21 protein-coding genes and 1 tRNA gene are annotated in these 25,007 nt (G+C 68.7%); 10 read left to right on the top strand and 12 right to left on the bottom strand.

The features are described 5' to 3' along the window. The first annotated feature begins 333 nt into the window (after positions 1-333). Positions 334-1,938: a bifunctional phosphoribosylaminoimidazolecarboxamide formyltransferase/IMP cyclohydrolase gene (gene purH / locus DS837_RS08965; protein ID WP_149164424.1), complete on the top strand. Its 1,605-nt coding sequence runs from the start codon at positions 334-336 to the stop codon at positions 1,936-1,938. Between the two features lie 133 nt (positions 1,939-2,071). On the opposite strand, the gene DS837_RS08960 is transcribed toward purH, so the two are convergent. From DS837_RS08960 to DS837_RS08940, 5 genes are all read right to left on the bottom strand, one after another. Then, positions 2,072-2,323, bottom strand: coding sequence for a hypothetical protein (locus tag DS837_RS08960; RefSeq protein WP_149164423.1), 252 nt, complete (start codon positions 2,321-2,323; stop codon positions 2,072-2,074). An 81-nt stretch (positions 2,324-2,404) separates the two neighbouring features. Beyond that, complete coding sequence (locus tag DS837_RS08955) at positions 2,405-3,709, bottom strand: MFS transporter (RefSeq protein WP_345772113.1); 1,305 nt, start codon at positions 3,707-3,709, stop codon at positions 2,405-2,407. A gap of 8 nt (positions 3,710-3,717) precedes the next feature. Then, positions 3,718-3,933, bottom strand: coding sequence for a hypothetical protein (locus tag DS837_RS08950; protein ID WP_149164422.1), 216 nt, complete (start codon positions 3,931-3,933; stop codon positions 3,718-3,720). A 68-nt stretch (positions 3,934-4,001) separates the two neighbouring features. Continuing rightward, positions 4,002-5,636 (bottom strand): tetratricopeptide repeat protein, encoded by a 1,635-nt coding sequence (locus DS837_RS08945; RefSeq protein WP_149164421.1) that lies wholly within the window; start codon positions 5,634-5,636, stop codon positions 4,002-4,004. Positions 5,637-5,765: 129 nt separating this feature from the next. Next, positions 5,766-10,622: an NAD-glutamate dehydrogenase gene (locus DS837_RS08940; RefSeq protein ID WP_149164420.1), complete on the bottom strand. Its 4,857-nt coding sequence runs from the start codon at positions 10,620-10,622 to the stop codon at positions 5,766-5,768. A 231-nt stretch (positions 10,623-10,853) separates the two neighbouring features. Here DS837_RS08940 and DS837_RS08935 point away from each other — a divergent pair, with 231 nt between their 5' ends. Both DS837_RS08935 and DS837_RS08930 read left to right on the top strand, forming a co-directional pair. Next, positions 10,854-12,521, top strand: coding sequence for an HD-GYP domain-containing protein (locus tag DS837_RS08935; protein ID WP_149164419.1), 1,668 nt, complete (start codon positions 10,854-10,856; stop codon positions 12,519-12,521). 247 nt (positions 12,522-12,768) lie between these two features. Beyond that, entirely contained in the window at positions 12,769-13,740 is a 972-nt protein-coding gene (locus DS837_RS08930; RefSeq protein ID WP_149164418.1) for a tripartite tricarboxylate transporter substrate binding protein, read from the top strand. Positions 13,741-13,829: 89 nt separating this feature from the next. On the opposite strand, the gene DS837_RS08925 is transcribed toward DS837_RS08930, so the two are convergent. The 5 genes from DS837_RS08925 to DS837_RS08905 all read right to left on the bottom strand — a co-directional run bounded on the left by DS837_RS08925 (position 13,830) and on the right by DS837_RS08905 (position 19,589). After that, positions 13,830-15,527 carry a methyl-accepting chemotaxis protein gene (locus DS837_RS08925; protein WP_149164417.1) on the bottom strand — a complete coding sequence of 566 codons (1,698 nt, stop codon included), beginning with the start codon at positions 15,525-15,527 and terminating at the stop codon, positions 13,830-13,832. A gap of 155 nt (positions 15,528-15,682) precedes the next feature. Beyond that, on the bottom strand, positions 15,683-16,666 hold the full coding sequence (locus DS837_RS08920; RefSeq protein ID WP_149164416.1) for a tripartite tricarboxylate transporter substrate binding protein: 984 nt from the start codon (positions 16,664-16,666) through the stop codon (positions 15,683-15,685). Positions 16,667-17,211: 545 nt separating this feature from the next. Continuing rightward, entirely contained in the window at positions 17,212-18,141 is a 930-nt protein-coding gene (locus tag DS837_RS08915; RefSeq protein WP_149164415.1) for an AEC family transporter, read from the bottom strand. 80 nt (positions 18,142-18,221) lie between these two features. Next, complete coding sequence (locus DS837_RS08910) at positions 18,222-18,899, bottom strand: RraA family protein (protein WP_149164414.1); 678 nt, start codon at positions 18,897-18,899, stop codon at positions 18,222-18,224. Positions 18,900-19,514: 615 nt separating this feature from the next. After that, positions 19,515-19,589: transfer RNA gene (locus DS837_RS08905), tRNA-Gly, on the bottom strand. Positions 19,590-19,753: 164 nt separating this feature from the next. Here DS837_RS08905 and DS837_RS08900 point away from each other — a divergent pair. From DS837_RS08900 to DS837_RS08875, 6 genes are all read left to right on the top strand, one after another. After that, positions 19,754-20,320, top strand: coding sequence for a prolyl-tRNA synthetase associated domain-containing protein (locus DS837_RS08900; RefSeq protein WP_149164413.1), 567 nt, complete (start codon positions 19,754-19,756; stop codon positions 20,318-20,320). A gap of 54 nt (positions 20,321-20,374) precedes the next feature. Further along, positions 20,375-21,325 (top strand): thioredoxin family protein, encoded by a 951-nt coding sequence (locus DS837_RS08895; RefSeq protein WP_149164412.1) that lies wholly within the window; start codon positions 20,375-20,377, stop codon positions 21,323-21,325. A gap of 96 nt (positions 21,326-21,421) precedes the next feature. Beyond that, positions 21,422-22,117 (top strand): LON peptidase substrate-binding domain-containing protein, encoded by a 696-nt coding sequence (locus tag DS837_RS08890; protein WP_149164411.1) that lies wholly within the window; start codon positions 21,422-21,424, stop codon positions 22,115-22,117. Positions 22,118-22,173: 56 nt separating this feature from the next. Next, entirely contained in the window at positions 22,174-22,410 is a 237-nt protein-coding gene (locus tag DS837_RS08885; protein ID WP_149164410.1) for a Trm112 family protein, read from the top strand. Continuing rightward, entirely contained in the window at positions 22,410-22,814 is a 405-nt protein-coding gene (locus tag DS837_RS08880; protein WP_149164409.1) for a gamma-butyrobetaine hydroxylase family protein, read from the top strand. Before DS837_RS08885 ends, DS837_RS08880 begins: the two co-directional genes overlap by 1 nt. 147 nt (positions 22,815-22,961) lie before the next feature. Further along, entirely contained in the window at positions 22,962-23,339 is a 378-nt protein-coding gene (locus DS837_RS08875; protein ID WP_149164408.1) for a hypothetical protein, read from the top strand. Between the two features lie 7 nt (positions 23,340-23,346). Here the strand turns inward: DS837_RS08875 and DS837_RS08870 are convergent, their stop codons facing one another. After that, entirely contained in the window at positions 23,347-23,706 is a 360-nt protein-coding gene (locus tag DS837_RS08870; RefSeq protein WP_247889829.1) for a cupin domain-containing protein, read from the bottom strand. Between the two features lie 11 nt (positions 23,707-23,717). Next, positions 23,718-24,404 (bottom strand): HAD family hydrolase, encoded by a 687-nt coding sequence (locus tag DS837_RS08865; protein ID WP_149164407.1) that lies wholly within the window; start codon positions 24,402-24,404, stop codon positions 23,718-23,720. Between the two features lie 311 nt (positions 24,405-24,715). On the opposite strand from DS837_RS08865, the gene DS837_RS08860 reads away from it, so the two are divergent. Beyond that, the gene (locus DS837_RS08860; RefSeq protein WP_145622892.1) at positions 24,716-24,934 is read left to right on the top strand and encodes a DUF1127 domain-containing protein; all 219 of its coding nucleotides are present in this window, start codon (positions 24,716-24,718) and stop codon (positions 24,932-24,934) included. Positions 24,935-25,007 lie beyond the last annotated feature (73 nt).

Below are 25,007 nucleotides of genomic sequence, written 5' to 3'. Positions count from 1 at the left end.
ACGGAGACACCGACCTCCTGCGTTCGTGATTCCTGGAAAGGCGCATGGGCGCTGGCTTGGCTGGAAACGCCGCTTCCGGATGTGGAGACACATCTGTCCACGTCATTCCCGCGAAGGCGGGAATCCAGGCTTCGCTGTTGCGTCAAGCCTTGGGAACACTGGATTCCCGCCTTCGCGGGAATGACGGATGATGAAAGTGGCGGCGGACGGCTGATGTCAGCGCTCTTTGCGCCCCAGCGGGGGTGACGAAGCGGGGTGTTTCGCTTTTCCTCAGGTCCCGTCTTCCCAGGCCCTGCCCGCCGCAGCCGGTTCCATGACAGCCAGGATGCCCCGATGAGCCCGCCGAACGTCGCCCACTCGCCCGCCCCCGATCTGGTCCGCATCACGCGCGCGCTGATCTCCGTGTCCGACAAGACGGGCCTCGTCGCGCTCGGTCAGGCGCTGGCGGCCAAGGGCGTGGAGATCCTGTCCACCGGCGGCTCCGCCCAGCGGCTGGCCGAGGCCGGCATCCCGGTCAAGGAGGTCTCCGACCACACCGGCTTCCCGGAGATCATGGACGGGCGCGTCAAGACGCTGCACCCGCGCGTGCACGGCGGCATCCTGGCCCGCCGTGACATCCACGCCGAGGCGATGACCACCCACGACATCCCGCCGATCGACCTCGTGGTGGTGAACCTCTACCCGTTCGAGGCGACGGTGTCGAAGGGCGCCGACTACGCCAACTGCGTGGAGAACATCGACATCGGCGGCCCGGCGATGATCCGCGCGGCGGCCAAGAACCACGACTTCGTCACCGTCGTCACCGACCCCGAGGATTACGAGGCGGTGCTGGACGAACTGGCGACCCATGACGGCGCCGTTACGCTGAATCTCCGCCGCACCCTGGCCCAGCGCGCCTACGCCCGCACGGCGTCCTACGACGCGGCCATCTCCTCCTGGCTGGCCGACCAGCTCGGCGAGACCTTCCCGCCGCGCACCACCCTGTCGGGCAAGCTCAGCCAGACCCTGCGCTACGGCGAGAACCCGCACCAGCAGGCGGCCTTCTACGTCACCGGCGAGCAGCGTCCGGGTGTCGCGACGGCGATCCAGCTCCAGGGGAAGGAGCTGTCCTACAACAACCTGAACGACACCGACGCCGCCTTCGAGCTGGTCGCCGAGTTCGAGCGCCCGGCCGTCGCCATCATCAAGCACGCCAACCCCTGCGGCGTCGCCGAGGGGGCGAACCTGCTCGACGCCTACAAGCAGGCCCTGCTGTGCGATCCGGTCAGCGCCTTCGGCGGCATCATCGCCGTCAACCGTCCGCTGGACGCCGCCACGGCGGAGGAAATCGCCAAGCTGTTCGCCGAGGTGGTGATCGCCCCCGACGCCGACGACGCGGCCCGCGCCCTGCTCGCCACCAAGAAGAACCTGCGCGTCCTGCTGACCAAGGACGTGCCGAACCCGGCCGAGCCGGGGATGATGGTGAAGCAGCTGTCCGGCGGCTTCCTGCTGCAGAACCGCGACAACGGCCGCATCACGCCTGCCGACCTCAAGGTGGTGACCAAGCGCGCCCCGACGGAGCAGGAGCTGGCCGATCTGCTCTTCGCCTTCCGCGTCGCCAAGCATGTGAAGTCGAACGCCATCGTCTACGCCAAGAACGGCGCCACGGTGGGCGTCGGCGCCGGCCAGATGAGCCGCGTCGACTCGGCCCGCATCGCCGCCATCAAGTCGGCGGAGGCCGCCAAGGCCGCCGGCCTGTCGGAGCCGCTGACCAAGGGCTCGGTGGTCGCCTCGGACGCCTTCTTCCCCTTCGCGGACGGCCTGCTGGCCGCAGCGGAAGCCGGGGTGACGGCGGTGATCCAGCCCGGCGGCTCGATCCGCGACAACGACGTCATCGCCGCCGCCGATGAGAAGGGACTGGCGATGGTGCTGACGGGGATGCGCCACTTCCGGCACTGAGGCGCGCAGGGGCTGCATCCATTGCCCCCTCCCTAACCCTCCCCCGCTTCGCAGGGGAGGGGACCATTCTCCCTCCCCTGCGAAGCGGGGGAGGGTCGGGGTGGGGGCAATACGCCGACGTTCCCAGTACTTTTTACCCCCGCCGCGCCCCCAACATCCGCGCCAGCATGGCGGCAGCCCCGCCCTGGGGGGAATCCCCGTCCGTCCCCTCGTCCGGCTTCAGCCGCCCGGTCGCCGCCATGGCGATCAGCATCGCCGGATGCATCGCGGGATGATGGGGCGAAGGATGCCCCGCCAAATCGCCTTCTCCACGCGCCGCGGCGTGGTCGCGGGCCAGCGCCTCGTTGATGTGCGCGAAGGCCTCGATGTCCTTGATGTGCAACATGTCCGTTCCGCCCTCCGCGCAAAATTCGTTGTGCGTCGCAGCAAAAGGCAAGTTAGCAGCTTCCGCTGGGTGAATCCGCCGTCAGGCTGCGGCGGACTGTCGCACCGTATTCGCATCGCCCGGTGCCGGCTCCCGAACCGTCAGCATAAGCCCAAAACCGATGACGAAGAAAGCCACAACGCTCGCCATGCCGGCCCGCTGGCTCTCGAACAGCGCGGTCGCCAGCCCGAAGGCGAGAGGCCCGACGAAGCCGGCCATGCGCCCGGTCAGGCTGTAGAGCCCGAACATCTCGCCCACCATGCCCGGCGGGGCCAGCCGCGCCATCATCGATCGCCCGGCCGCCTGCGCCGGCCCGAAGAAGGCGCCCAGCCCCAGGGCCAGCACCCAGAACCACGCCTTCTCCGTCGCCAGCAGCAGCGGCACGCCGAAGGCGGTCAGGCCGATCAGGCTGACCAGGATGGTCGGCTTGGCCCCCATCCGATCGTCCACCCAGGCGAAGCCGATGGCCCCGACGCCGGCCACCACGTTCAGCGCGATGGCGAAGAGCAGGATCTCCTCGAAGCTCATGCCGAAGGCGTGGGCGGCGAAGATGCCGCCGAAGGCGGTGATGGTGTTGATGCCGTCGCGGTAGATCGCGCTGGCGATCAGGAAGCGCAGCGTGTTGCGGTACTTGCGCGTCTCCGCCAGCGTCCGCCGCAGCGTCGTCATGCCCTCCCGAGCGGCCTGCCGGATGCCGAGGCCGGTCGCCGGCACGTCCGGAACGAACAGGAAGAAGGGCAGGGCGAACAGCCCATACCAGGCGGCGGCCAGCAGGGCGGTGGCGCGCACCGGCGCCTGCTCCGCGGTGTCGAGCAGGCCGAACAGCGGGGCAGGCGACTTCACGAAGACGAACAGCGCGACCACCAGACAGGCCAAGCCCCCGAAATAGCCGATGCCCCAGCCCCAGCCGGAAATCCGCCCGAGCATCCGTGGCGGCGCCAGCGCGGTCAGGCTGGCGTTGTAGAAAACGTTCGCCAGTTCGAAGGCGACGGTGCCGATGACCACGCAGACCAGGGCGAACAAAGCGTGGGACGGGTCGGGCTTCACCCACCAGAGGGCGGCGCAGAAGACCACGGTCAGGGCGGTGAACAGCGCCATCCACGGCTTGCGCCGCCCCGTCCGGTCGGCCACCGCGCCCAGCACGGGGCTGAGCAGGGCGATCAGCAGCCCGGCGACGGTCAGCGCCGCGCTCCAGCGCGAGGCGCCCGCCACCTCGTCCCCGACCACGCCGCGGGCGAAGTAGACGGAGAAGATGAAGGTCGTGACGATGGTGTTGTACGACGAGTTCGCCCAGTCGTAGAGGCACCAGGACGCGATGGCACGGCGGCTCGGCGTGTCGTTGGCCATCGGTCGGATTACTCGACGGACGGCGGCGGCGGGTCGAGGCGGACCGGGACGAGGTCGATGGTGGGGCGCTGGTCGTCCAGCCGTTGATCGATCCGGGCGCGCAGTTGCATCATCTGCGCCTGGATCGCCTCGATCTCCGCCTTCTGGCGCTCCAGATCCGACAGGTCCGGCAGCGGGACGGCGACGTCGGCGGCGACGCGGTCGGAAGTCTTATCGGTGCTCATGGGGGCCTCTCCGGTTCGGCGTCGATCGGCTGGCTTCGGCCTGCGGGAAAACCCGGGGCGTGTGCCGCTCAACCGCCCACGCCGAACGAAATCTGGTTGTTGTCGTAGCGGGCGACGATGGTCAGCCAATCGCCGGGGCGCACGCGGATCGGCGTCTCCAGATAGGTCATCGCCTGCTTCCAGTGGTTCGTCCGCGCCCGGCTTTCGGAGCGGTAGGTGACCTCCTCGTCCATCTGCAGGTCGAACCAGAAGGCCACGCCGTGGCAGGTGCCCTCCGCCGTGATCTCCACGGCGATCTCGCGACCGCCCTCCTCGGGCATGTTGCGGGTGAAGTCGAAATCGAGCGCGGTGAAGGGGGCCGACAGCGGTGTGTGGGTGTCGGCGCCGAGGTCGATCTGCTGATAGCCGGGGGAGCGGAAGACGTCGAAGGTCGACATGTCGAAGCCGCCGATGCGCTTCACCGGGTTGATGCGGGCCAGCTCCGGCGTTTCCACCAGCATGGCGTAGACGGTCGAGGCGCGCGGGATGATCGCGCCGCCGGGCTTCACCAGATGGGTGCGCGCGTGCTGCAGCACCGACAGCATGCGCGGCGCCAGCATGCCGATGTTGATGAGTTCCGACACGAAGACGTCGGCCTTCTCCGGCAGGTCGCCGCCCGCGCCCACCGACAGGCGGGTGGACAGCTTCGGCACCACGTCGATGCGCTCGGCGTAGCCGTTGTTGGCGACGGTCTCGCGGGCGATGCGGGCGAGGATCGGATTCACTTCGCAGGTCACCACCTTCCGCGCCCCGGCGCGCGCCGCCATCATGGCGACGATGCCCGAGCCGGTGCCGATCTCCAGGACCAGCGAGTCCGGGGTCACCGCGCGCTTCAGGGCCGCCTCGTAGGCGTCGTTGCGCTCGAAATCGTTGATCATCGGCAGGTGCCAGCCGGGGACGGCGTTGGAATAGATCAGCCGGCGGGTGAACTGCACCAGCGGGTGGTCCGGCGCGATGGCGCGGGCGGCCTCAACGGCCTCGACCGCCTCGTTGGCGCGGTCGAGGCTCTGCAGCGTGTGGGCGAGGCCGACATGGGCGGGGACGAAGCGGGGCGCCGCCGCGATCACCACGCGGAAGGCCTCCTCGGCCTCCTCCAGGGCGCCGCGGGTGCTCAGCGCCTCGGCGAGGTTGTAGCGGGCCTCCAGATACTCCGGCGCCCGTTCCAGCGCGGCGCGGAAGGCGGCCTCCGCCTCGTCCAGCCGGCCCAGCTCGCGCAGGGTGGTGCCCAGGAAATTGTGCATCTCCGGCGCGTCGCCGCGCAGGGCAAGGGCGGCGCGGAAGGCGCCCTCGGCGTCCTCCAGCCGGCCCAGCGCCTTCAGCGCGTTGCCCAGATTGCCGTGAAGCTCCGGCAGGCGGTCGTTGAGGGCGATGCCGGCGCGGAACGCCTCTTCCGCCTCCGCCGCGCGGCCGAGCTGGAAGAGCAGGCTGCCGCGGCTGTTGTGGAAGGACGGGTCCTTGCCATCCTCGGAAATCGCCAGGGCGAAGAGGTCGAGCGCGCCGTCGGGATGGCCGGTGTGGGCGGCGACGACTCCCAGCAGGTGCAGGGCCTGCGCGTTGTGCGGGTCGGTCGCCAGGATCGCCCGGCAGGCCGCCTCCGCCCCGCCCAGATCGTTCGTCCGCAGCAGGCGGATGGCGTCGTTCAGGGTGGGCTGGGGGTCGGTCATCGCGGCGGGCTCCGGTTGGGCGGACATTCCTTGGAATGGCCGCACCATAGCCGGAAAGCGGGGCGGACGCATGGGAAACCCTCTTCCGGACCCGCCCGAAGGGGGCCGGAAGAGGGGTTTTTAAGCCTTTTACCCCGCCGTCAGGCCGCGGAGCTGCCGGTTCGCCACCGCCAGCATCGACAGGTCGACGTTGGGCTGGGTGCGCAACTCGGACAGGAGTTGCTCCACCCGTTCCACCACTGGGCGGCGGTGGGCGATCCAGGCCTCCACGGGGGCTTCCGCGGGAAGCTGGTCCACCGACTCCAGAACGCGGGTGGTCAGCGCGGTCTGGTGGGCGAACAGATCGTCCACCAGGGCGGCCACCGCCTGCTTCTGCCAATGGTTCTCCGCCTTCGCAGCGGCGGCCTTGTCGCGCAGCCACTCCAGGCCGAAGCGGCGCCCCAGCATGAAGTAGACCGCGGCGACGTCCGCGACCCCGCGTCCGGTGCGCCCGGCGATGCGGACGAGGTCGGGGGCGGCGGCCAGAACCGGCAGAGCCGCCATGCGGCGGGCCAGCTCGGCGGGAACGCCCTGCTCCTGGTAGGAGGCGACGCGGGCGGTCAGGCGGGCCGTCTCCTCGGCGTCCAGCACGTTGTCGAGACCGGCGAGAAGCGTCTCGATGCCGGGCCGGAAGGCCTCCGTCTCGCGGGCGATGTCCAGCGGCTGCTGGCAGCTCGCCAGGAACCAGGCGGCGGCTCGCTCCATGTGGCGGACCGTCTCCAGGATCATGCTGGTCTGGAGCGCGGCCGGGACGACGGTGTCGAGGTCCTCGATCCCCGTCCACAGCGAGCGCAGGCCGAAGGCATCGCGCACGATGGTGTAGGCGCGGGCGACGTCCGCCGGCCCCATGCCGGTCTTCTCCATCATCTCCTTGACGAAGGTCGGTCCGGTGCGGTTGACGAGGCTGTTGGTGACGCTGGTCGCGATGATCTCCCGCCGCAGCCGGTGCCGCCCGACCGCCTCCGCATGGGCCTTGCGCAGCGGCTTGGGGAAGTAGCGGGTGAGGTCGTCGGCCATGAAGGGATCGTCCGGCAGGTCCGACGCCAGCAGATCGTCGTAGAGCGTGATCTTGGCGTAGGCCAGCAGCACGGCCAGCTCGGGCCGGGTCAGCCCCTCGCGGTTGGCCATGCGGGCGGACAGCTCCTCCTCGTCGGGCAAATACTCGATGGCACGGTTGAGCCGCCCCGCCTTCTCCAGCGAGCGGATCAGCCGGGCCTGCGCCTCCAGCGCGTCGGGACCCTGGGCGCGGGCGACGGTCAGGGCCTGGCTCTGCAGGTAGTTGTCGGCCAGCACCAGACCGGCCACCTCGTCGGTCATGGCGGCGAGCAGCTGGTCGCGCTGCTTCAGCGTCATGTCGCCTCGGACGACCACGTCGTTCAGCAGGATCTTGATGTTCACCTCATGGTCGGAGGTGTCGACGCCCGCCGAATTGTCGATGGCGTCGGTGTTCAGCCGCACCCCGTGCCGCGCCGCCTCGATGCGGCCGCGCTGGGTGACGCCGAGGTTGGCGCCCTCGCCGATCACCTTGGCCCGCACGTCGCGCCCGTCGATGCGCAGCGCGTCGTTGGCCTTGTCGCCGACCTCGGCGTTGGTTTCCTCCGCCGCCTTCAGGTAGGTGCCGATGCCGCCGAACCACAGCAGGTCCACCTCGGCCTTCAGCAGGGTCTGCATCAGCTCCAGCGGGGTGACGTGGTCCTTGGCGATGCCGAAGCGCTGGCGAATCTCCGGCGTCAGCTCCAGCGACTTGGCCGAGCGGTCGAACACCCGCCCGCCCGCGGACAGCAGCGCCGCGTCGTAGTCCGCCCAGGAGGAGCGCGGCAGGTCGAACAGGCGCTGCCGCTCCTCCCAGCTCCGCGCGGCGTCGGGGTCGGGATCGATGAAGATGTGCCGGTGGTCGAAGGCGGCGAGCAGGCGGATGTGCTTCGACAGCAGCATGCCGTTGCCGAACACGTCGCCCGACATGTCGCCGACGCCGACGACGGTGAAGTCCTGCGTCTGGGTGTCGTGCCCCAGCTCGCGGAAATGGCGCTTCACCGATTCCCAGGCGCCGCGGGCGGTGATGCCCATCTTCTTGTGGTCGTAGCCGGCGGAGCCACCCGACGCGAAGGCGTCGCCCAGCCAGAAGCCGTGGTCCACCGACACCGAATTGGCGATGTCGGAGAAGGTCGCGGTGCCCTTGTCGGCGGCGACCACCAGATAGGGATCGTCCCCATCGTGGCGGACCACCTCGGGCGGCGGCACCACCGCGCCCTCGGCGTCGAGGTTGTCGGTGATGTCGAGCAGGCCGCGCATCAGCGTCTTGTAGCACTCGATGCCCTCGGCCAGCGCCGCCTCGCGCCCGGCGGACGGCGGCGGCGGGCGCTTCACCACGAAGCCGCCCTTGGAGCCGACCGGCACGATGACGGTGTTCTTGACCATCTGGGCCTTCATCAGGCCGAGGATCTCCGTGCGGAAATCCTCGCGCCGGTCGGACCAGCGGATGCCGCCGCGCGCCACCTTGCCGCCGCGGAGATGGACGCCTTCCATCCGCGGGCTGTAGACGAACACCTCGACCATCGGGCGAGGCAGCGGCAGGTCGTCGATGTGGCGGCTGTCGATCTTGAAGGAGAGGTAGGTCTTGGGCCGCCCGTCCGCGCCGTTCTGATAGGCGTTGGTCCGCAGCGTGTTGCACAGCAGGTTGAGGAAGCGCCGCAGGATGCGGTCCTCGTCCAGGTTCTTCACCCCGTCGAGCGCGCGTTCGATCTCCGCGGCCAGCCCCGGATCGTTCTGCGAACGGCGGGCCGGGTCGAAGCGGCTGTGGAACAGGGCGACCAGCTTGCGCGCGATGGCCGGATGGCCGGCCAGCGTGCTTTCCACCACGTCCTGCCCATAGGGGATGCGGGCCTGGCGCAGATACTTGGCGTAGGCGCGCAGCACCGTCACCTCCCGCGCGGTCAGGCCGGCGCGGAGCACGAGGCGGTTGAAGCCGTCATCCTCCATCCGGCCGTCCCAGACGGCGGCGAAGGCGTCCTGGAACTTCTCCTTGACCATCGCGCAGTCGATGGGCAGCCCGTTCTGGGAGCGCGCGGTGAAGTCGTGGATCCACACCGGGGCGGCGTGGCCGGCGATGGCGATCTCGAAGGGGGCCTCGGTGATCACCTTCAGGTCCATGTGCTCCAGCATGGGCAGCACGTCGGACAGCGGCACCGGGCGGCCTTCGTGGTAGATCTTGACGTGCAGCTCGTCCCCTTCGGCCTCCAGCGGGCGGTAGAGGTTGATGCCCAACGTGCCCTGGGCCGTCGCCTTCTCGATGCGGTCGATGTCGAAGACGGCGGCTTCCGCGTTGAACTCCTCGCGGTAGGCGGTGGGGAAGGCGTCGGCGTAGCGGCGGAACAGGGTGCGCCCCTGCTCCTCGCCATGGGCCTCGACCAGCGCGTCGCGCAGATGGTCGTCCCAGCCGCGCGACGCCTGGACCAGCCGCGCCTCCAGATCGGTGGCGTCGACGGCGGGCACGCGGCCCGGCTCGGTCCGGATGATGAAATGCAGGCGGGCCAGCACGCTTTCGGTCAGCTGCGTGGTGAAGCCGGTGCAGGTGCCGGCGTAGGCGGCCTCCAGGATGGACTGGATGCGCCGGCGCAGGGTGGTGTCGTAGCGGTCGCGCGGCACGTAGACGAGGCAGGAGGCGAAGCGCTCGAACGGGTCTTTGCGCACGAACAGGGCCAGCCGCTGCCGCTCCTGCAGGTGCAGGATGCCGACCGCGATGTCCAGCAGCTCCGGCACCTGGATCTGGAACAGCTCGTCGCGCGGGTAGGTCTCCAGGATGTGCAGAAGCGCCTTGCCGTCATGGCCCTGCGGGTCGAAGCCGGCCAGCTCCATCACCTCCGCGACCTTGCGGCGGAGATAGGGGATCTCGCGCGGGCTGCGGTTGTAGGCGACGGAGGTGAAGAGCCCGGCGACCAGCCGCTCGCCGACGATCCGCCCCTCGGCGTCGAAGCGCTTGATGAGGATGGCGTCCATCGGGACGGAGCGGTGCACGGGGGAAGGGCGGTTGCCCTTGGTCACCATCAGCACGCGCGGGTTGCGCAGGAAGTCGCGCACGTCGGGCGGCAGGGTGGCGTAGTTGCGCAGCCCGTCGAAGACGGTGACGGAGTCGTCGCGCAGGATGCCCAGACCGCTGCCGGCGACCAGACCCAGCGAGGAGTCCGCCCCGTCGGCGCCGCTCTCGAAGCGGTATTCGCGGTAGCCGAGGAAGGTGAAGTGGTCGTCGTCGGCCCAGGACAGGAAGGCCTTGGCCTCGTCCACCTCGTCGTCGGGGATGATCGCCGGGACGGCGGCGCGGGCGCAGTCGGCCTCCACGATGGCGGCGCGCACCTGCTGGCGCATGGCCCGCCAGTCGGCGACGGCGGCGCGCACGTCGGCCAGCACGCGCTCCAACCCTTCGCGGGCCTGGTCCAGCGCGGCGGCACCGGTGACCGCGCCGACCTCGACATGCATGAAGGATTCGGGGGCCGCGTCGGTGGGGGCCGCCGCCGGCTCGTACATCTCCACCAGCTGGCCGTCGGCGTCGCGCTTGACCCGCACCACGGGGTGGATGACCAGATGGACGGTCAGCCCCTGGCGGTTCAGCTCCGCGGTCACCGAGTCGACGAGGAAGGGCATGTCGTCGTTGACGATCTCCACCACCGTGCGGTGGGACTGCCAGCCATGCTCCTCGACACGGGGATTGTAGACGCGGACCTTGGCGCGGTCCGCCGCCTCGCGCTGCTGACCCCATTGCCACATGGCCAGCGCCGCGCCGTAGAGCTGCTCCGCCGGAGCCTGGATGATGTCGTCGGGCGGGACGTTGTCGTAGAACTGCCGTACGAAGCGCTCCGCCGGTGCCGCACGGCTGCGGCCCAGCCGCTCGCGAACCTGCCGCACGACCTCTTCGGTCAGCTCGTCCTTGAGCTGTTCGGCCCTGAGAGCCATCGCTCCAATCCTTCCCTGATTTTTTGCGGCGGTTTGCCGCCGTTGTAGGCAGAGGGTAGCCGATTTGCTGCGACAGGCAACAGGCGGAGGGGCGTAACCGGAAGAGGCGGTTATTGAGGCGGTTATTACGGAGCGGCCCTTCGTGTCCAAATCGATGAAAGTTGAATGAGTCCGGGAGTGGGCGTATTTTTCGTGCCGGCGCGCTTGCGGCGCGCAACCAACGAGACGATCATGCCCAACGACGACGCCCGCCCGCCGGAGGCCAACCCGGTTCCCCCCGCCAAGCCCCGCCTGCACGTCCTCGTGGTCGATCCCGACCCGGCGCTGGCCGGGCTGACGCGCGCCGCGCTCGACGGCTTCGCGCTGGACGGGGCGCCGGTGACGGTGCTGACCGCCGCCACCGCCGCCGAGGCGCGCGAGGCGCTGTACCGCAACCCCAGCACCGCCGCCGTCCTGCTGGAGCCGGTGCTGGACCCCGCGGCGGATGGGGTGCCGGAAGGGCTCGGCCTCATCGACCACATCCGCAAGGATCTGGGGAACAGCCGCGTCCGCATCCTGGTCTGCACCGCCCATCCCGAGCGGGCGCCGGAGGAGGAGGTGGTGGAGGGCCACGACGTCAGCGACTACCGCCTGAAGGACGGGTTGACGGCGCGCACGCTGCGCACCGCGGTCGTGCCGCGGCTCCGCGCCTTCCTCAACCTGCAGACCCAGGCCGCCGGGCGCAAGGCGCTGGCCCGCATGCTGGTGGCGACCACCGGCCTGCTGGAGATGCGCACCCCGGACGTGCTGTTCCCCAACATCCTGCCGCGCGTCGTCGGGCTGCTGGGCATCGGGCGGCACGCGCTGCTGTGCATCCAGGGCGACACGCTGCCGCGCGACCGCCGCATCCGCGTGCGCGCCTCCACCGGGCGCTTCGCCAAATGGAAGGACGTGGACGTCGCCGAGCTGGGCGAGCCCAGCGTGGCCGCCGCGCTGGAACGGCTGAGCCCGAGTTCCGAGACCATCGTGGAGCCGGGCTATTGCGCGCTGCGGCTGCGCGCCCATGGCGGGATCATCGGCATGATCTACGTCGAGGGCCACAACAACGAGGGCACCGCGCGCGAGTGGCAGTTGCTGGAGCTGTTCCGCAACAAATGCTCCATCGCCTTCGAGAACGCCCTGCTGTTCGAGGAGCTGAACACCGCCCAGAAGGCCACCGTCCTCGCCATGGGCTCGCTCGCCGAATACAAGGACAACGCCGCCGCCGGCCATCTCCAGCGCATCGAGCGGCTGGTCGGCGACATCGCGCGCGAGTTGCGCGTCCACGGCCGCTTCGCCGACGAGCTGGACGACGAATTGGCGGAGAAGGTCGGGCTGGCCGCCCTGCTGCACGACGTCGGCATGCTGAGCGTGTCGGACGAGACGCTGGGCATTCCGGGCGAGTTGGCGAACAACGACATGGCGGCCATCCAGCGCCATACCCTGATCGGCCACCGCATCCTCAGCGAGGCGGCGCTGCCCCTGCGCGGGCGCAGCCTGCTGTCCATCGCCGCGGAGATCGCCCGCTACCACCACGAGCGCTACGACGGGTCGGGCTACATGGAAGGGCTGCGCGGCGGGGCCATTCCGGTTTCGGCGCGGATCATGGCGGTGGCCGACGTGTTCGATGCCCTCATCACCGACCGCCAGTACCGCAAGGCCTGGGGGGTCGAGCACGCCATCGCCTGGATCGCCGAGCGGGCGGGCAAGGATTTCGACCCGCTGGTGGTCGAGGCGTTCCTGACGGTGGTGCGGCGCATCCAGGCCGAGGAGCCGGACTGGTTCCCCAAGCCGGAGGGCGGCAACCAGGGCCTGCTGGTGTCGGCGATCGGGCGCAAGCTGCGCGCCCTGTTCGGCAACCGCGCCGAGCCGATCAACTGACCCGCGTCGTTGTGTGACGGAACCTGACCGAACGGCCTTTCCTAAGTGGAAAGGCCATTTCGCCGTCGTCCTGCGGTGATGCCGGCCGGTGCGACGCGGTGTCCGGCACTCTCATTACGGTTGCGCCATAAATACTATAGTGTACAAAAAATCGTGTTACTATGAATTGTGCAACCGATGCCACGGGCGCGCTCCTTGGCGGCGCTCCGTTGTGGTAATCGGGCGGCAGCATTTGGCGGAGCCGACCATGAAAGCCAGACGTTTCTTTTCAAGCCTCCTGACCTCCTGCGTCCTGCTGTTGGGCGCGACGGCGGCCCAGGCCGCCTACCCGGACAAGCCGATCACCATGATCGTCGCCTACGGGGCCGGCGGATCGACCGACGTGACCGCGCGCATGCTGGCGCCCTACATCGAAAAATATCTGGGCGGCGGCGCGCGGATCGTGGTGATGAACCGCGGCGGCGCCGGGGGAGAGATCGGCTTCGCGGCCATCGCCGACGCCACGCCGGACGGCTACACCATCGGCTTCATCAACACGCCGAACGTCGTCACCATCCCGATCGAGCGCAATGCCCGCTTCACGCTCGACCGGCTGGACGCGCTGGTCAACATCGTCGACGACCCGGGCATCATGACGGTCCACGGCGACAGCCCCTACAAGACGGTGGAGGATCTGGTCGCCCAGGCCAAGGCCAACCCGAACACCATCACGTTGGGCTCCACCGGCGTCGGGTCGGACGACCATCTGGGCATGCTGCTGCTCCAGCGCCAAGCGGACGTCCGCTTCACCCACGTGCCGTTTCCGGGCAGCGCTGAGAACTACCGTTCCATGCTCGGCCGCCACACCCAGATCTGCGGCCAGAATCTGGGCGAGGGGCTGCGCGGCAAGGCCGGCGGCGACAACATCCGCATCCTGGGCGTGATGAGCACGCAGCGCTGGGACATGGCGCCCGACCTGCCGACCTTCAAGGAACTGGGCTACAACATCACCATGGCGTCGCTGCGCGGCGTCGGCGCGCCGAAGGGCCTGCCGCCGGAGATCCGCACCAAGTTGGTGGAGGCGGTAACCAAGGCCGCCAACGACCCGGAATTCCAGAGCAAGGCCCGCGACACCTACCAGCCGCTGCGCATCCTCGATTCGGAAGCCTTTTCCGCGGAGCTGAAGGAGCTGGACGGCGATTTCCGCAACCTCTGGCGCGAGTTCCCCTGGTTGAAGTGACCGGGGCGAGCGAACAGGACAGGCCACATAGGAAAGGCCCCTCTCCCAAGCGGAAGAGGGGCCTTTTTCATGGGCGGCGTCCTGTCCGGTCAGGCCGCGGTGATGCGGGTGATGAAGGCTTCGATCTCGTTGTCCAGCCGGTTGAAGCTGCGCGACAGCTCCTCCGTCGTGGTCTGGACGGCGCCGGCGGAATGGCCGGTGGTCTCCGCCGCCTGCTGGACCAGCCGCATTTCCTGGAGCACGGCCACCGTGTCGGTGGCGGCGCGCTGCGAACGCTCGCTGATGTCGCGGGTGGCGGCGTCCTGCTCCTCCACCGCCGCGGCGACGGTGCTGAGCGATTCGTCCACCTGCCGGATGGTGTTGACGATGGCGCGGATGGCGTTGACCGCCGCGGTGGTCGCCGCTTGAACCGCCGCGATCTCCGCGCCGATCTCGTCGGTGGCCTTGGCGGTCTGGTTGGCGAGGCTCTTGACCTCCTGGGCCACCACGGCGAAGCCCTTGCCGGCCTCTCCCGCGCGGGCCGCCTCGATGGTGGCGTTCAGCGCCAGCAGGTTGGTCTGGCCGGCGATGTTGTTGATGAGGCCGACCACCTCCTCGATCTTCCGGCTGGCCTCGCTGAGGCCCTGGACGATCGAGTCGGTCCGCCCGGCCTCGTCCACCGCGCCGCGGGCGAGCTGGGTCGACTGGGTGATGGAGCGGGTGATCTCGTCGATGGAGGCGCGGAGTTGCTCGGCGCCGGCGGCGACGCTCTCCACCTCGCTGGTGGCCTCCTGCACGGCGTGGGCGACCGAGTCGCTGTGGTGGCTGGTCTGGCGGGCGTTCTCCAGCATGACGTTGGCTTCGCCGCGCATGGATGTGGCGGACCGCACCACCTCGCCCATCATCGCCTTGACCGACGCCTCCAGATCGGCGGCGAGGCTGTTCATGGCCCGGCGCTGCTCCTCGGTGGCGCGGGCGCGCATGGCCTCCTGCTCGCGCGCCATCTCCTGGACGCGCAGCGCGTTCTCCTTGAAGACGCGGACGGTGCGGGCCATCTGGCCGATCTCGTCGCCGCGCTCGGCGGCGGGCACCTCGTCCTCCAGCCGGCCCTGGGCCAGCCGTTCCATGACCATGGTCAGGCGGACCACCGGACGGGCGATGTTGAAGCCGATGAACAGCGCGACGCCCACCGTGATCAGCAGGGCGACGATCGCCGAGGCGACGAAGGCCTGGGTGGTCGCGTCGACCGACGCGTTCACATTGGCGTAGGCGTCGGCCGACTGTTGGCGCTGGTAGGTCAGGTAGTCGCGGGCGGTGCCGTTCAGGCGCCCGTAGGCCGCCTGGACCTCCTGCAGGAAGTCGAGCGGATCGACGCCCATCTTCAGCAGGTCGAGGAAGCTGGTCACCTTCGCCTGATAGGCCGCGGTGTCGGAGCCGAAGCGCTGGAGGATCTGCCCCTCCTCCTCGGTCGCGGCGGACTGGCCCTTCATCTTGTCCGCCTGGGTCTTCAGCTTGGTGATCTGTTCGGTCAGGGCCTTCGATTCATCCTCGACCGCCTTGGGAGAGGCGTTGGCGGTGCTGAGGATCACCGTTCGGTAGAGGCCGGCGTGGGCGACGGTCAGCGTGTCGGTCAACGCCTGGACATCCGCTTCCCGCGTGAAGGAGCGATTGAACAGCGTGTCCAGCAGGCGTGACTGTTCCGTGATGGCGGAGCCGCCGAGCAACGCGATGGCAAGCATGCCCAGGATCGCTGTCGCCGCCGGGATTCCCATTTTGGTGGGAATGTGGAGGTGATTGAGGAAAGTCATGGAGCACCTGCTTCAACCATTGGCCGGTCCGTTGGCGCCGGATGGTCAGGGGGCTTGAACCGCACCCGTCGCAGGCCGGGCGGCCGGCGGCGGGTGGTTTCGCGGATGGGCCGGACCCGGACGGACCAGCCCGCCCGGGTCGCGTCAGCCCCGGATCACTTCAGCCAGGGCGACGACTGCCACAGCGACTTCAGCTCGGTGTCGAGCTGCTTCAGCTCCGCCGCGAAGGCGTCGGGGCCGAGGACGCGCAGCGGCTGGAAGGTCTCCTTGGCCTCGGCCTTCGCCACGAACTCCGGATCGGTCGCGGCCTTGGTGACGGCGTCCACCAGCTTGGCGCGGACGTCGGCGGGCAGGCCCTTCGGCGCGCAGACGCCGCGCAGCGAGGCCATCAGCACCGGGTAGCCCTGCTCCGCGAAGGTCGGGATGTCCGGGGCGGCCTTCCAGCGCTCCTTGCTCATCACGCCCAGCACGCGGATCTGGTCGGAGGCCTGACCGCGCAGCCCCTCGCCGAGGTTCTGGCCGCTGATCTGGATCTTCTTGGCGAGCATCGCCTTGTAGTTGGCGGCGGAGCCGGAGAAGGGCACATGGGTGAACTGCACGCCCGCCTGGCGCTGCACCAGCAGCATGGCGAGCTGGTCGTCCGAGCCCACGCCGGTGGTGCCGACGGTGACGGTGTTCGGGTTGGCCTTGGCGTGCTCCGCGACGTCCTTCAGCGTCTTGAAGGCGCTGTCGCCGGGAACGCTCCACACGCCCGGATCGTCGACGACGTTCACCAGCGGGTCCAGCCGGTCCGCCGAGAAGCGGGCCTGACGCTCGATCGGGATCGAGACCATGTTCGGCGTGTTGCAGAAGCCGATGGAATAGCCGTCCGGCGCGGCGTCGGCGATGGCCGCGAAGCCGATCTCGCCGCCGGCGCCCGGCTTGTTCACCACCTCGATCCGGGTGCCGCCCAGATGCTTCTCGATGAAGGGCGCCAGCAGGCGCGCGGTCACGTCGGTCGAACCGCCGGCGTCGTAGGCGACGACCACGGTGATCGGCTTCTCGGGATAGGCGGCCCGGGCCGTCGACAGCGCGGTCGTCGACATGGCCAGCGCCAGTGTCCCGGCCGCCAGCGCCAGGAACTTGCTGCGAATGATCATCTGGATGCCCTTCTTTCCTGCGGTATTGCGGAAGACCCCTTGGCCGCGGGCGCGGTGGGGTCCCGGGAGATCCCGCCCGTCCCGATGCGGACACAGGCTGGGCCTCCTTTTCTGAAATTCTCGTAAAGATCGATGCTCTTTGATTTCGACAGCATTGGAATATCGGGTCATGAACGAGACGAAGAGCCGTCCTGGCTTTGAGCAGGATGGGTGCATACTTCGGTATGTCTGTCTTCGTGGGTGGCCGATCCCGTCGCCGGCGCGGCGGCGGAGTTCAGTCGTCTTTCTCGCAAAAAGGAGCGTTTCATAGAACCAACGCTGTCAGATCGACCTGATGAAAGCGGTTTTGACGCTTCAAGGTGGAAGATACAGAGTCTCTATTCGTGTATCAATCGTGTTGACCGAACCGGACATTCGGAAATAACAGCGATTTTCGACGAATGCTTTCTATCTGGCGTGGTTTTCTGGAGTTCCGCACGGTCGGGCGTGCGTGATAAGCGTCAAATGGACGCATAATGAAAGTCGCCTGCGTCGAAATGACCGTGTCAGCCCATCGCCACCATGAAGGCGACGGAAATCGAGATCGGGGACATCAGGGTGGACAGCAGAAGCGACATGGACACCAGTTCCCGCCCCGTCTGGTAGCGCTCGGCGAAGGCGTAGACGTTGACGCCGATGGGCAGCGCCGCCGCGGTCACGGCGGGGGCCAGCCAGTCCGGCGGCAGGTGGAACACCTCCACCGCCAGGACCCAGGTCAGCACCGGGTGCAGGACCGTCTTCATCACCGCCAGGACCAGCGCCTGGCCGAACTTGCCCGACAGCTTCCCGAAGGACAGCGCGGTACCCAGCGTGAAGCAGGCGCAGGGCAGAACGGTGGCCGCGGCGTAGTCCGCCGCCTTCATGACCGCGTCCGGCACATGAACGCCGGTCAGGTTGAAGCCCATGCCGACGACGATGGACAGGATCATCGGGCTGAGCAGGGTCGCCTTGACGGCATTGACCGCGGCGGCGACCGGCCGCCCGCCCGCCGTCCGCTGCGCCTCGGCGATCATCGTCGCCGTGGTGAAGAGGAGCGGCGACTGGAACAGGATCAGCAGCATCACCGGGATGGCCACCGACGATCCGTAGGCGTCCATCAGGATCGGCGCGCCGAGCAGGCCGATGGAGGAGAAGGAGGGGGCGAAGCCGCCGATCGCCGCCTCGTCCCGCCGCCGGATGGACAGCATCCAGGCGGCACCCAGCCCGAAGATGATGAAGGCCGCGACGAAGAAGGACGCCACGAAGCCCCATTCGATGGGATCGGGGATCTTCGCCTTGGCCATCGCCGCGAACAGCAGCGCGGGCAGGGCGTAGATGCCGAGAAAGCGCGACAGCCCCTGAGCCGCCGTGTTGCTGAAATTGCCCGATTTCCCGGCGTAGAAGCCGAGCGCGACCAGGACGAACATCGGCAGCACGATTTGAAAGATGAGCGTCATGGCAGCGGAAACCGGTCTTGGGGCGGCTCAAGGGGCTGTGCGGTTCGCCGGCGCGCGTGGTCCGGCGGAGGCGCTGGGGGTCAGCGCAGGGTGGGCGTTTCGACGATCTCCGGTTCCGGCACGCCCAGCACCTCCATCAGCGACTTGCCGGCGTCGAGCTGCTGCGACCACACCTTCTCCTTGGCCATCAGCTCCAGGCAGCGCCTCAGCACCTCGTCCATCACGGCCAGCGGCACCACGGTCACGCCGTCGTCGTCGCCGATGATGAGGTCGCCCGGATTGACCACCATGCCGCCGACGCCGGCCGGCACGTCCATCTTGCCGCCGAAGGACTTGTGCGGGCCGCGCGGCACCGAGCCCTTGGCGAAGACCGGGAAGCCGATGGTCCGGATTTCCTGAAGGTCGCGGACGGAGCCGTCGATCACCAGCCCGCCCAGGCCGCGCGACTTGCAGCCGCGGACCACCCATTCGCCGGCCAGCGCCACCTCCTCCAGGCCGGCGCCGGCGACCACCACAACCTCGCCCGGTTCGGCCAGGCTGCAGGCGGTCAGCAGCATGCTGTTGTCGCCCGGCATCGACACGGCGGTGCGGGCCTGCCCGCAGATGCGCATGCCTGGGGCGCAGGGCTTGATCCGGGCGTCCATGCTCTGGCAGCGGTTCTGCACGTCGGACGCGATGCTGCTGGGGACCGTCTTCCAGATGTCCAGCATGTCCGGGGACAGGCGCGGAAAATTCACGATGTAGCGTTGCATAGCCATGGGAAGGACCTCTTGTCGTCTGGGCGGATTGCCGTCTGGGCTGTACGAAGCGGGGCTTGGAAGCGCGACCAGCGGCACCGCCGGTCGCAGCGCGACGACAGCGGAGCCGGTGACGATCAGGCGGGGGAGGGCCGGCGTTGCCGGAGCGGCGGACGCCGGCCGGACAGGAGCGTCCTATCCGGGAAAATCACGGGCTTAGCCCGTCCGACATGACCGGACCATCCATGGTGCATACAACCCTAAACGGATAGAAGTTCTATTTGTTTCGCATTTGAAGCTTAGTCCTTCCGGGGGTCATACGCAAGTAGGTTGCCAATAAGTAAATTTATTCACGCGTTCATATGGGATATGAGCGCGGGGAATGACCTACATAAGTATGGGATTTGCCAGGATTCGCACCTTTCGATTGCGCCATTTGGTGGCGCGCCCTGTATGGCTGCGTTGATTCGGGGCGAGGGGAGTCGGGGAGGGTGAGGCGTCGGTTGCGGAATCGCAACGCGCGGGGAGCGGGATGACTCGGGAGGAAAAAACGAAAAAGGCCGGCACCCGAAGGCCCAGCCTTTCCATCCACTGTCTTGTTTCCCGCCTGGAGGATCACCGCCTCCGTCGGGAAAATGGAGCGGGCGAAGGGATTCGAACCCTCGACCCCAACCTTGGCAAGGTTGTGCTCTACCCCTGAGCTACGCCCGCGCTCCGTTTCGCTGCCGTTCGGACCGTTGTTCCGGTGCCGTCCGGCGGCGTGCGGCGGACTATACTCATGGATCGGCGCAATGCAAGCGTCATGTTTCACTTTTCTCGGGCGCCTGGACGGATTTTCCCGGACGAATATTCCCGGCAACGCTAAAGATGGCTCCATGGACACCCGCGACACCCCCGAGGGCAGGGCCGAGGAGCCGCTGCCGACGAGCCCGGAGCAGCTTCTGCAGCATCTCGCGGCGCTCGGCATCCGCACCGTGACCCACCGTCATCCGCCGCTGCACACGGTGGAGGAGAGCAAGGCGCTGCGCGGCGCGCTGCCCGGCGGCCACTGCAAGAACCTGTTCCTGAAGGACAAGAAGGAGCAGCACTGGCTGGTCGTCGCGCTGGAGGATGCGCGGGTCGAGCTGAACCGCTTTGACAAGGTGATCGGGTCGGCGCGGCTGTCCTTCGCCTCCGCCGACCGGCTGTGGCGGCATCTCGGCGTGCGGCCGGGTTCGGTCACGCCCTTCGCGCTGGTCAACGACCGCGAGCGGCGGGTGCGGGTGGTGCTGCAGGAGCAGATGCTGGCCCACGACCCGCTGAACTACCATCCGCTGCTGAACGACCGCACCACGGCCATCGCCGCCGCGGATCTGCTGCGCTTCCTGCGGGCCGGCGGGCACGAGCCGCTGATCGTGCCCTTCGGCGAGGAGCCGCCGGACTCTCAGCCGACGCTTGCTTAACGCGCCCCGTGCGCTCATCTATCACGCGAGATCGCAAAGGGATACGTGACCGCCATGTTCTCCATTCCGCCCGCCAACAAGCCCGCCGCCGCCGGTGCCGCCCCCGCCGCCGGTGACCTGATCAAGGACAGCAGCGACCGCGCCTTCATGGCCGACGTCATCGAGGCGTCGCAGTCCGTGCCGGTGATCGTCGATTTCTGGGCGCCCTGGTGCGGCCCGTGCAAGCAGCTCGGCCCGATCCTGGAGAAGACGGTGCTGGCCGCGAAGGGCAAGGTGCGGCTGGTCAAGATCGACACCGACAAGGACCCGATGATCGCCTCGCAGCTCCGCGTGCAGTCGATCCCGGCGGTCTACGCCTTCTTCCAGGGGCGTCCGGTCGACGGCTTCATGGGTGCCCTGCCAGAGTCGCAGGTGAAGGCCTTCGTGGAGAAGCTGGTGAAGCTGGCCGGGGCCGCGGGCGGCGACGCGGGCGACGTCATCGAGGAGGCGCTGGCCCAGGCCAAGGAGGCGCTGGAGGCCGGCGACACCCAGACCGCGTCGGAGATCTACGGCGAGATCCTGCAGGCCGATCCGGAGAACCTGAACGCCGTGGCCTACGCCGGGCTGGTCCGCTGCCTGATCGTCAACGACGAGCTGGCCCGCGCCAAGCAGATGCTCGACAAGGTGCCGGAACCGATCGCCAAGGACAAGGAGATCGCCGCGGTGCGCAGCGCGCTGGAGGTCGCCGAGCAGGCCGCCAACGCCGGCCCGATCCCGGAGCTGATGGAGAAGGTCGCCCGCAATCACGACGACCACGAGGCCCGCTTCGACCTCGCGCTCGCCCTGTTCGCCGCCGGCAAGCGCGAGGCCGCGGTGGACGAGCTTCTGGAACTGGTGCGCCGCGACCGCGGCTGGAACGACGAGGCCGCCCGCAAGCAGCTCGTCAAATTCTTCGAGGCCTTCGGCCCGACCGATCCGCTGACGATCCAGACGCGCCGCCGGCTGTCCTCGATCCTGTTCCGCTGATCGCGGGGGGCGGCGGTCCAGAGGCGACTCCGGACCGCGGCCTGTTCCGCTCCAGGCCGCTCTGTTCGCCGTGCGCGGGGGTTCTATATTCGTCGCATGAGCCGGAACCCCATCGACCCGTCACCGGACCGCTTCCCGCGGCAGCTCCCGATCTTCCCGCTTGCGGGGGTCCTGCTGCTGCCGCGCGGGCGTCTGCCGCTGAACATCTTCGAGCCGCGCTACCTCGCGATGGTCGAGGACGCGCTGGCCGGCGACCGCATGATCGGGATGGTCCAGCCGACCGACCCGGCCTGCCGCCTGCGTGAGCCGGCGGTCTACGGCACCGGCTGCGCCGGGCGGATCACCAGCTTCGCCGAGACCGAGGATGGCCGCTACATCATCACCCTGACCGGAGTCAGCCGCTTCGCCATCATGCGGGAGCTGGAGGGCCAGCGCGGCTACCGCCGCGTCGCCGCGGACTGGGACCGCTTCTCCGGCGACCTGATCGATCCGCTGGAGCGCGGGGGAGCCATGGGCGACGGATGCGCGCTGGACCGCCCGCGTCTGCTGGCCGGGTTGAAGGGTTATTTCCGGATGCAGGGGCTGTCGGTCGACTGGAAGGCCATCGACGGCACGCCGGACGAGCGGCTGGTCACCTCCCTGGCCATGATCTGCCCCTTCTCGCCCAGTGAAAAGCAGGCCCTTCTGGAGACGCCCGACCTGCCGGAGCGTGCGAAGCTCTTGATCGCCCTGGTCGAGATGGCCATTCTCGACGGTCACGAGGGGGACGGCGGCGGCGCCTTGCGCCACTGACCGCGCCCATCGTCCTTACAACCGACACTGCACTTTCCGACTGCGAGGCCCGATCCATGAGCGCCCATCCCCACGACGATCCGCAAGCCGACGGCAAGACGCGGGCGCGCGTCGATCCGAAGCTTCTGGAGATCCTCGTCTGCCCGCTGACCAAGGGGCCGCTGCGCTACGACGCCGAGCGCGCCGAGCTGATCAGCGACCGCGCCGGGCTGGCCTATCCGATCCGCGACGGCATCCCGATCATGCTGATCGACGAGGCCCGCAGCCTCGACGGGAAGCCGGGAGCCGCCTGATGTCCGACGAGCGGTTCGCGTCGGACGCCTTCGGCACCAAGCACTGGCCGGTGGAAGTCCGGCTGAAGAAGGAGGAGAAGCGGCTGGAGGTCGATTTCGACAACGGCCGGACCTTCTCCTACCCGGCGGAGTTCCTGCGCGTCCACAGCCCCAGCGCCGAGGTGCAGGGCCACGGTCCCGGCCAGAAGCAGACCGTCTCGGCCCGCCGCCATGTCGGCATCATGAGTCTGGAGGCCATCGGCCATTACGCCCTGCGGATCGTCTTCGACGACCTGCACGACAGCGGCATCTACTCCTGGAAGCTGCTGTACGAGCTGGGCGAGGACCAGGATCGCCTGTGGACGGAGTATCTGGCGGAGCTGGAAAGCAAGGGGCTGAGCCGCGATCCCCGCGGCCGTCGCTGACGCAGTGGAGGCGGGGCGAGGCAATCCGCCGCGGCCTCGCCTTTTTCGCGTGTCCTTTCCGGGCGCCGGGGCGCCGCGTGTTGCGCTTTCATGAAAATGGCGTAGATAACGGCCCATCGACCGTTCCTCCGCCGCAGGAAGACCGCCGTGACCGCGACCGACCCGCCCGGCGCGACCGCCAGCCGGACCACCGCGCCCGACGCCGATTCGCCGCCTGCGGGCGGCGCCGCACTGCCCGTTCCCACGACACCCGCGCCGAATGATCCGCCGCCCATAGAGAGTGGCTGGGGTGGATGGACGCGCGGCTACGGGCGGCGCGGCAGCGCCTTGCGGCAAAAGCTGGCCGCGCATCTGGCAGCCCGGCGGCGCAAGCGGCGGGCCTGGGCGCGCGACATCGCGCGGATCGTCCTGGCGGTGTCGATGCTGGCGCTCGCCGTGCTGGCCGTCGAAATCGGGCGCAAGGCGGTGGTTGTGCTGAACCGCGCCGATCTCGGCGCCGTTCACCTGTTCGGGGAGCGTGGCTGAGCGCCTCTCAAGGCAGCATGACCACGTAGCGTTTCGTCGTGGTCTCCAGCACCTCCCACACGCCCTCGAAACCCGGTTCCAGCGTGAAGCGGTCGCCGGGGCCGACGGTCCAGCGGCGCCCGTCGGCGTGGCTGATGACGCTGGCGCCCTCCAGGATCTCGCAATACTCCCACTCGTCATAGACGATCCGCCAGGAGCCGGGGGTGGAGCGCCAGACCCCGGCGAAGCGTTTGCCGTCCGCCGACTCGTACTCGTTCCAGGTGGTGAAGACCGGGGCGCCGGACAGGACGCGGTCGGGGGCCGGGCCGCCGGTCTCGGGTTCCACGGCGGGGCGGGCGGGGTCGGTCAGCAGGGCGAAGCTCATCATACGTCTCCCATTCACCAGGCGGCGAGCAGCGGCGGCAGGCCGTGCAGGCTGTCGATGCGGCGGTAATTCTCGGCGGGCGGCTCGGCCACCTCGTGCGCCCAGGTGACGTGGTAGGGCACATGGACGGCGTGGCCGCCGACGGCCAGCACGGGCAGGATGTCCGACCGCACGGAATTGCCCACCATGACGAAGCGCACCGGGTCCACCCCGTGGCGGTCGAGCAGGCGGCGGTAGGTGGCCGGGTCCTTCTCGCTGACGATCTCGATGGCGTCGAAGCGCCCGGCGAGGCCGGAGCGGGCGATCTTGCTTTCCTGGTCGAACAGGTCGCCCTTGGTGACGAGCAGCAGCCGGTAGCGCCCGGACAGCCCCTCCACCACCTCCTGCACTCCGTCGAGCAGATCGACCGGGTGTTCCAGCATCGCCTTGCCGAACTCGACGAGACTCTGGATGTCCCGCCCGCCGATGCGCCCGTCGGTCAGATCCACCGCCGTCTCGATCATCGACAGGACGAAGCCCTTGATGCCGTAGCCGTAGACGCGGAGGTTCTCGCGCTCGGCCTGCAGCAGCCGCCGGTCGATGTCCGCCGGGTCGGCCAAATGGTTGGCGAGCAGCGCGCGGAAGCGGTCCTGCGTCATCGAGAACAGGGACTCGTTGTGCCACAGCGTGTCGTCGCCGTCGAAGGCGATGGTGTCGATCATGGGAAGAACTCGGTGTCGGACGACGGTCGGGATCAGAGGTAGGACGCGCCGCGGCGGCTGTCCAGCGCTCCGTTTCAAACACTGTTTGTTGGTGAACTGCACAATTTGTGGCGCCCAAAAGCTGTGCATTCGTCCATTATTCTTGCATCGGTGATATTCCTACGACAGCTATCGAGAAAGCACACGGCTCGCATACCCACATGGCGGTGGCGGGTTTGCGCAGGATGAGCAATATTCTTTCTCACAAAGCGAGGGTGCGGCGGCCACTTCCGGCAGGCCCCCTCGGGACCTTCAAAGATAGGATGACCACCATGGCAATCGCTCTGCGCACGGCCCCCGTCGGCCGTACCCTGCGCCCTGCTCCGGTGGCGTATGTGCTGGACAGCGTTCTGGACACGTTCGCCCTGTGGCGGCAGCGCACCATCACCCGCCGCGAGCTGGCTCGGCTGGACGACCGGATGCTGCACGACATCGGCATCTCTCAGATCGACGTCGAAGGCGAGATCAGCAAGCCGTTCTGGAAGGCTTGATGCCGCCGTCACGGCTGCGGGAGACCGCAAGGAAAAGGGCCGCCCCTGTGTAAGGGAGCGGCCCTTTTCGCAT

The sequence above is a fragment of the Azospirillum brasilense genome (assembly GCF_008365405.1).
In the GTDB taxonomy this organism is placed as follows: Bacteria; Pseudomonadota; Alphaproteobacteria; order Azospirillales; family Azospirillaceae; genus Azospirillum; species Azospirillum brasilense_D.
The sequence above is the reverse complement of the archived record's forward strand: the minus strand, read 5'-3'. Positions and strand labels throughout refer to the sequence as shown.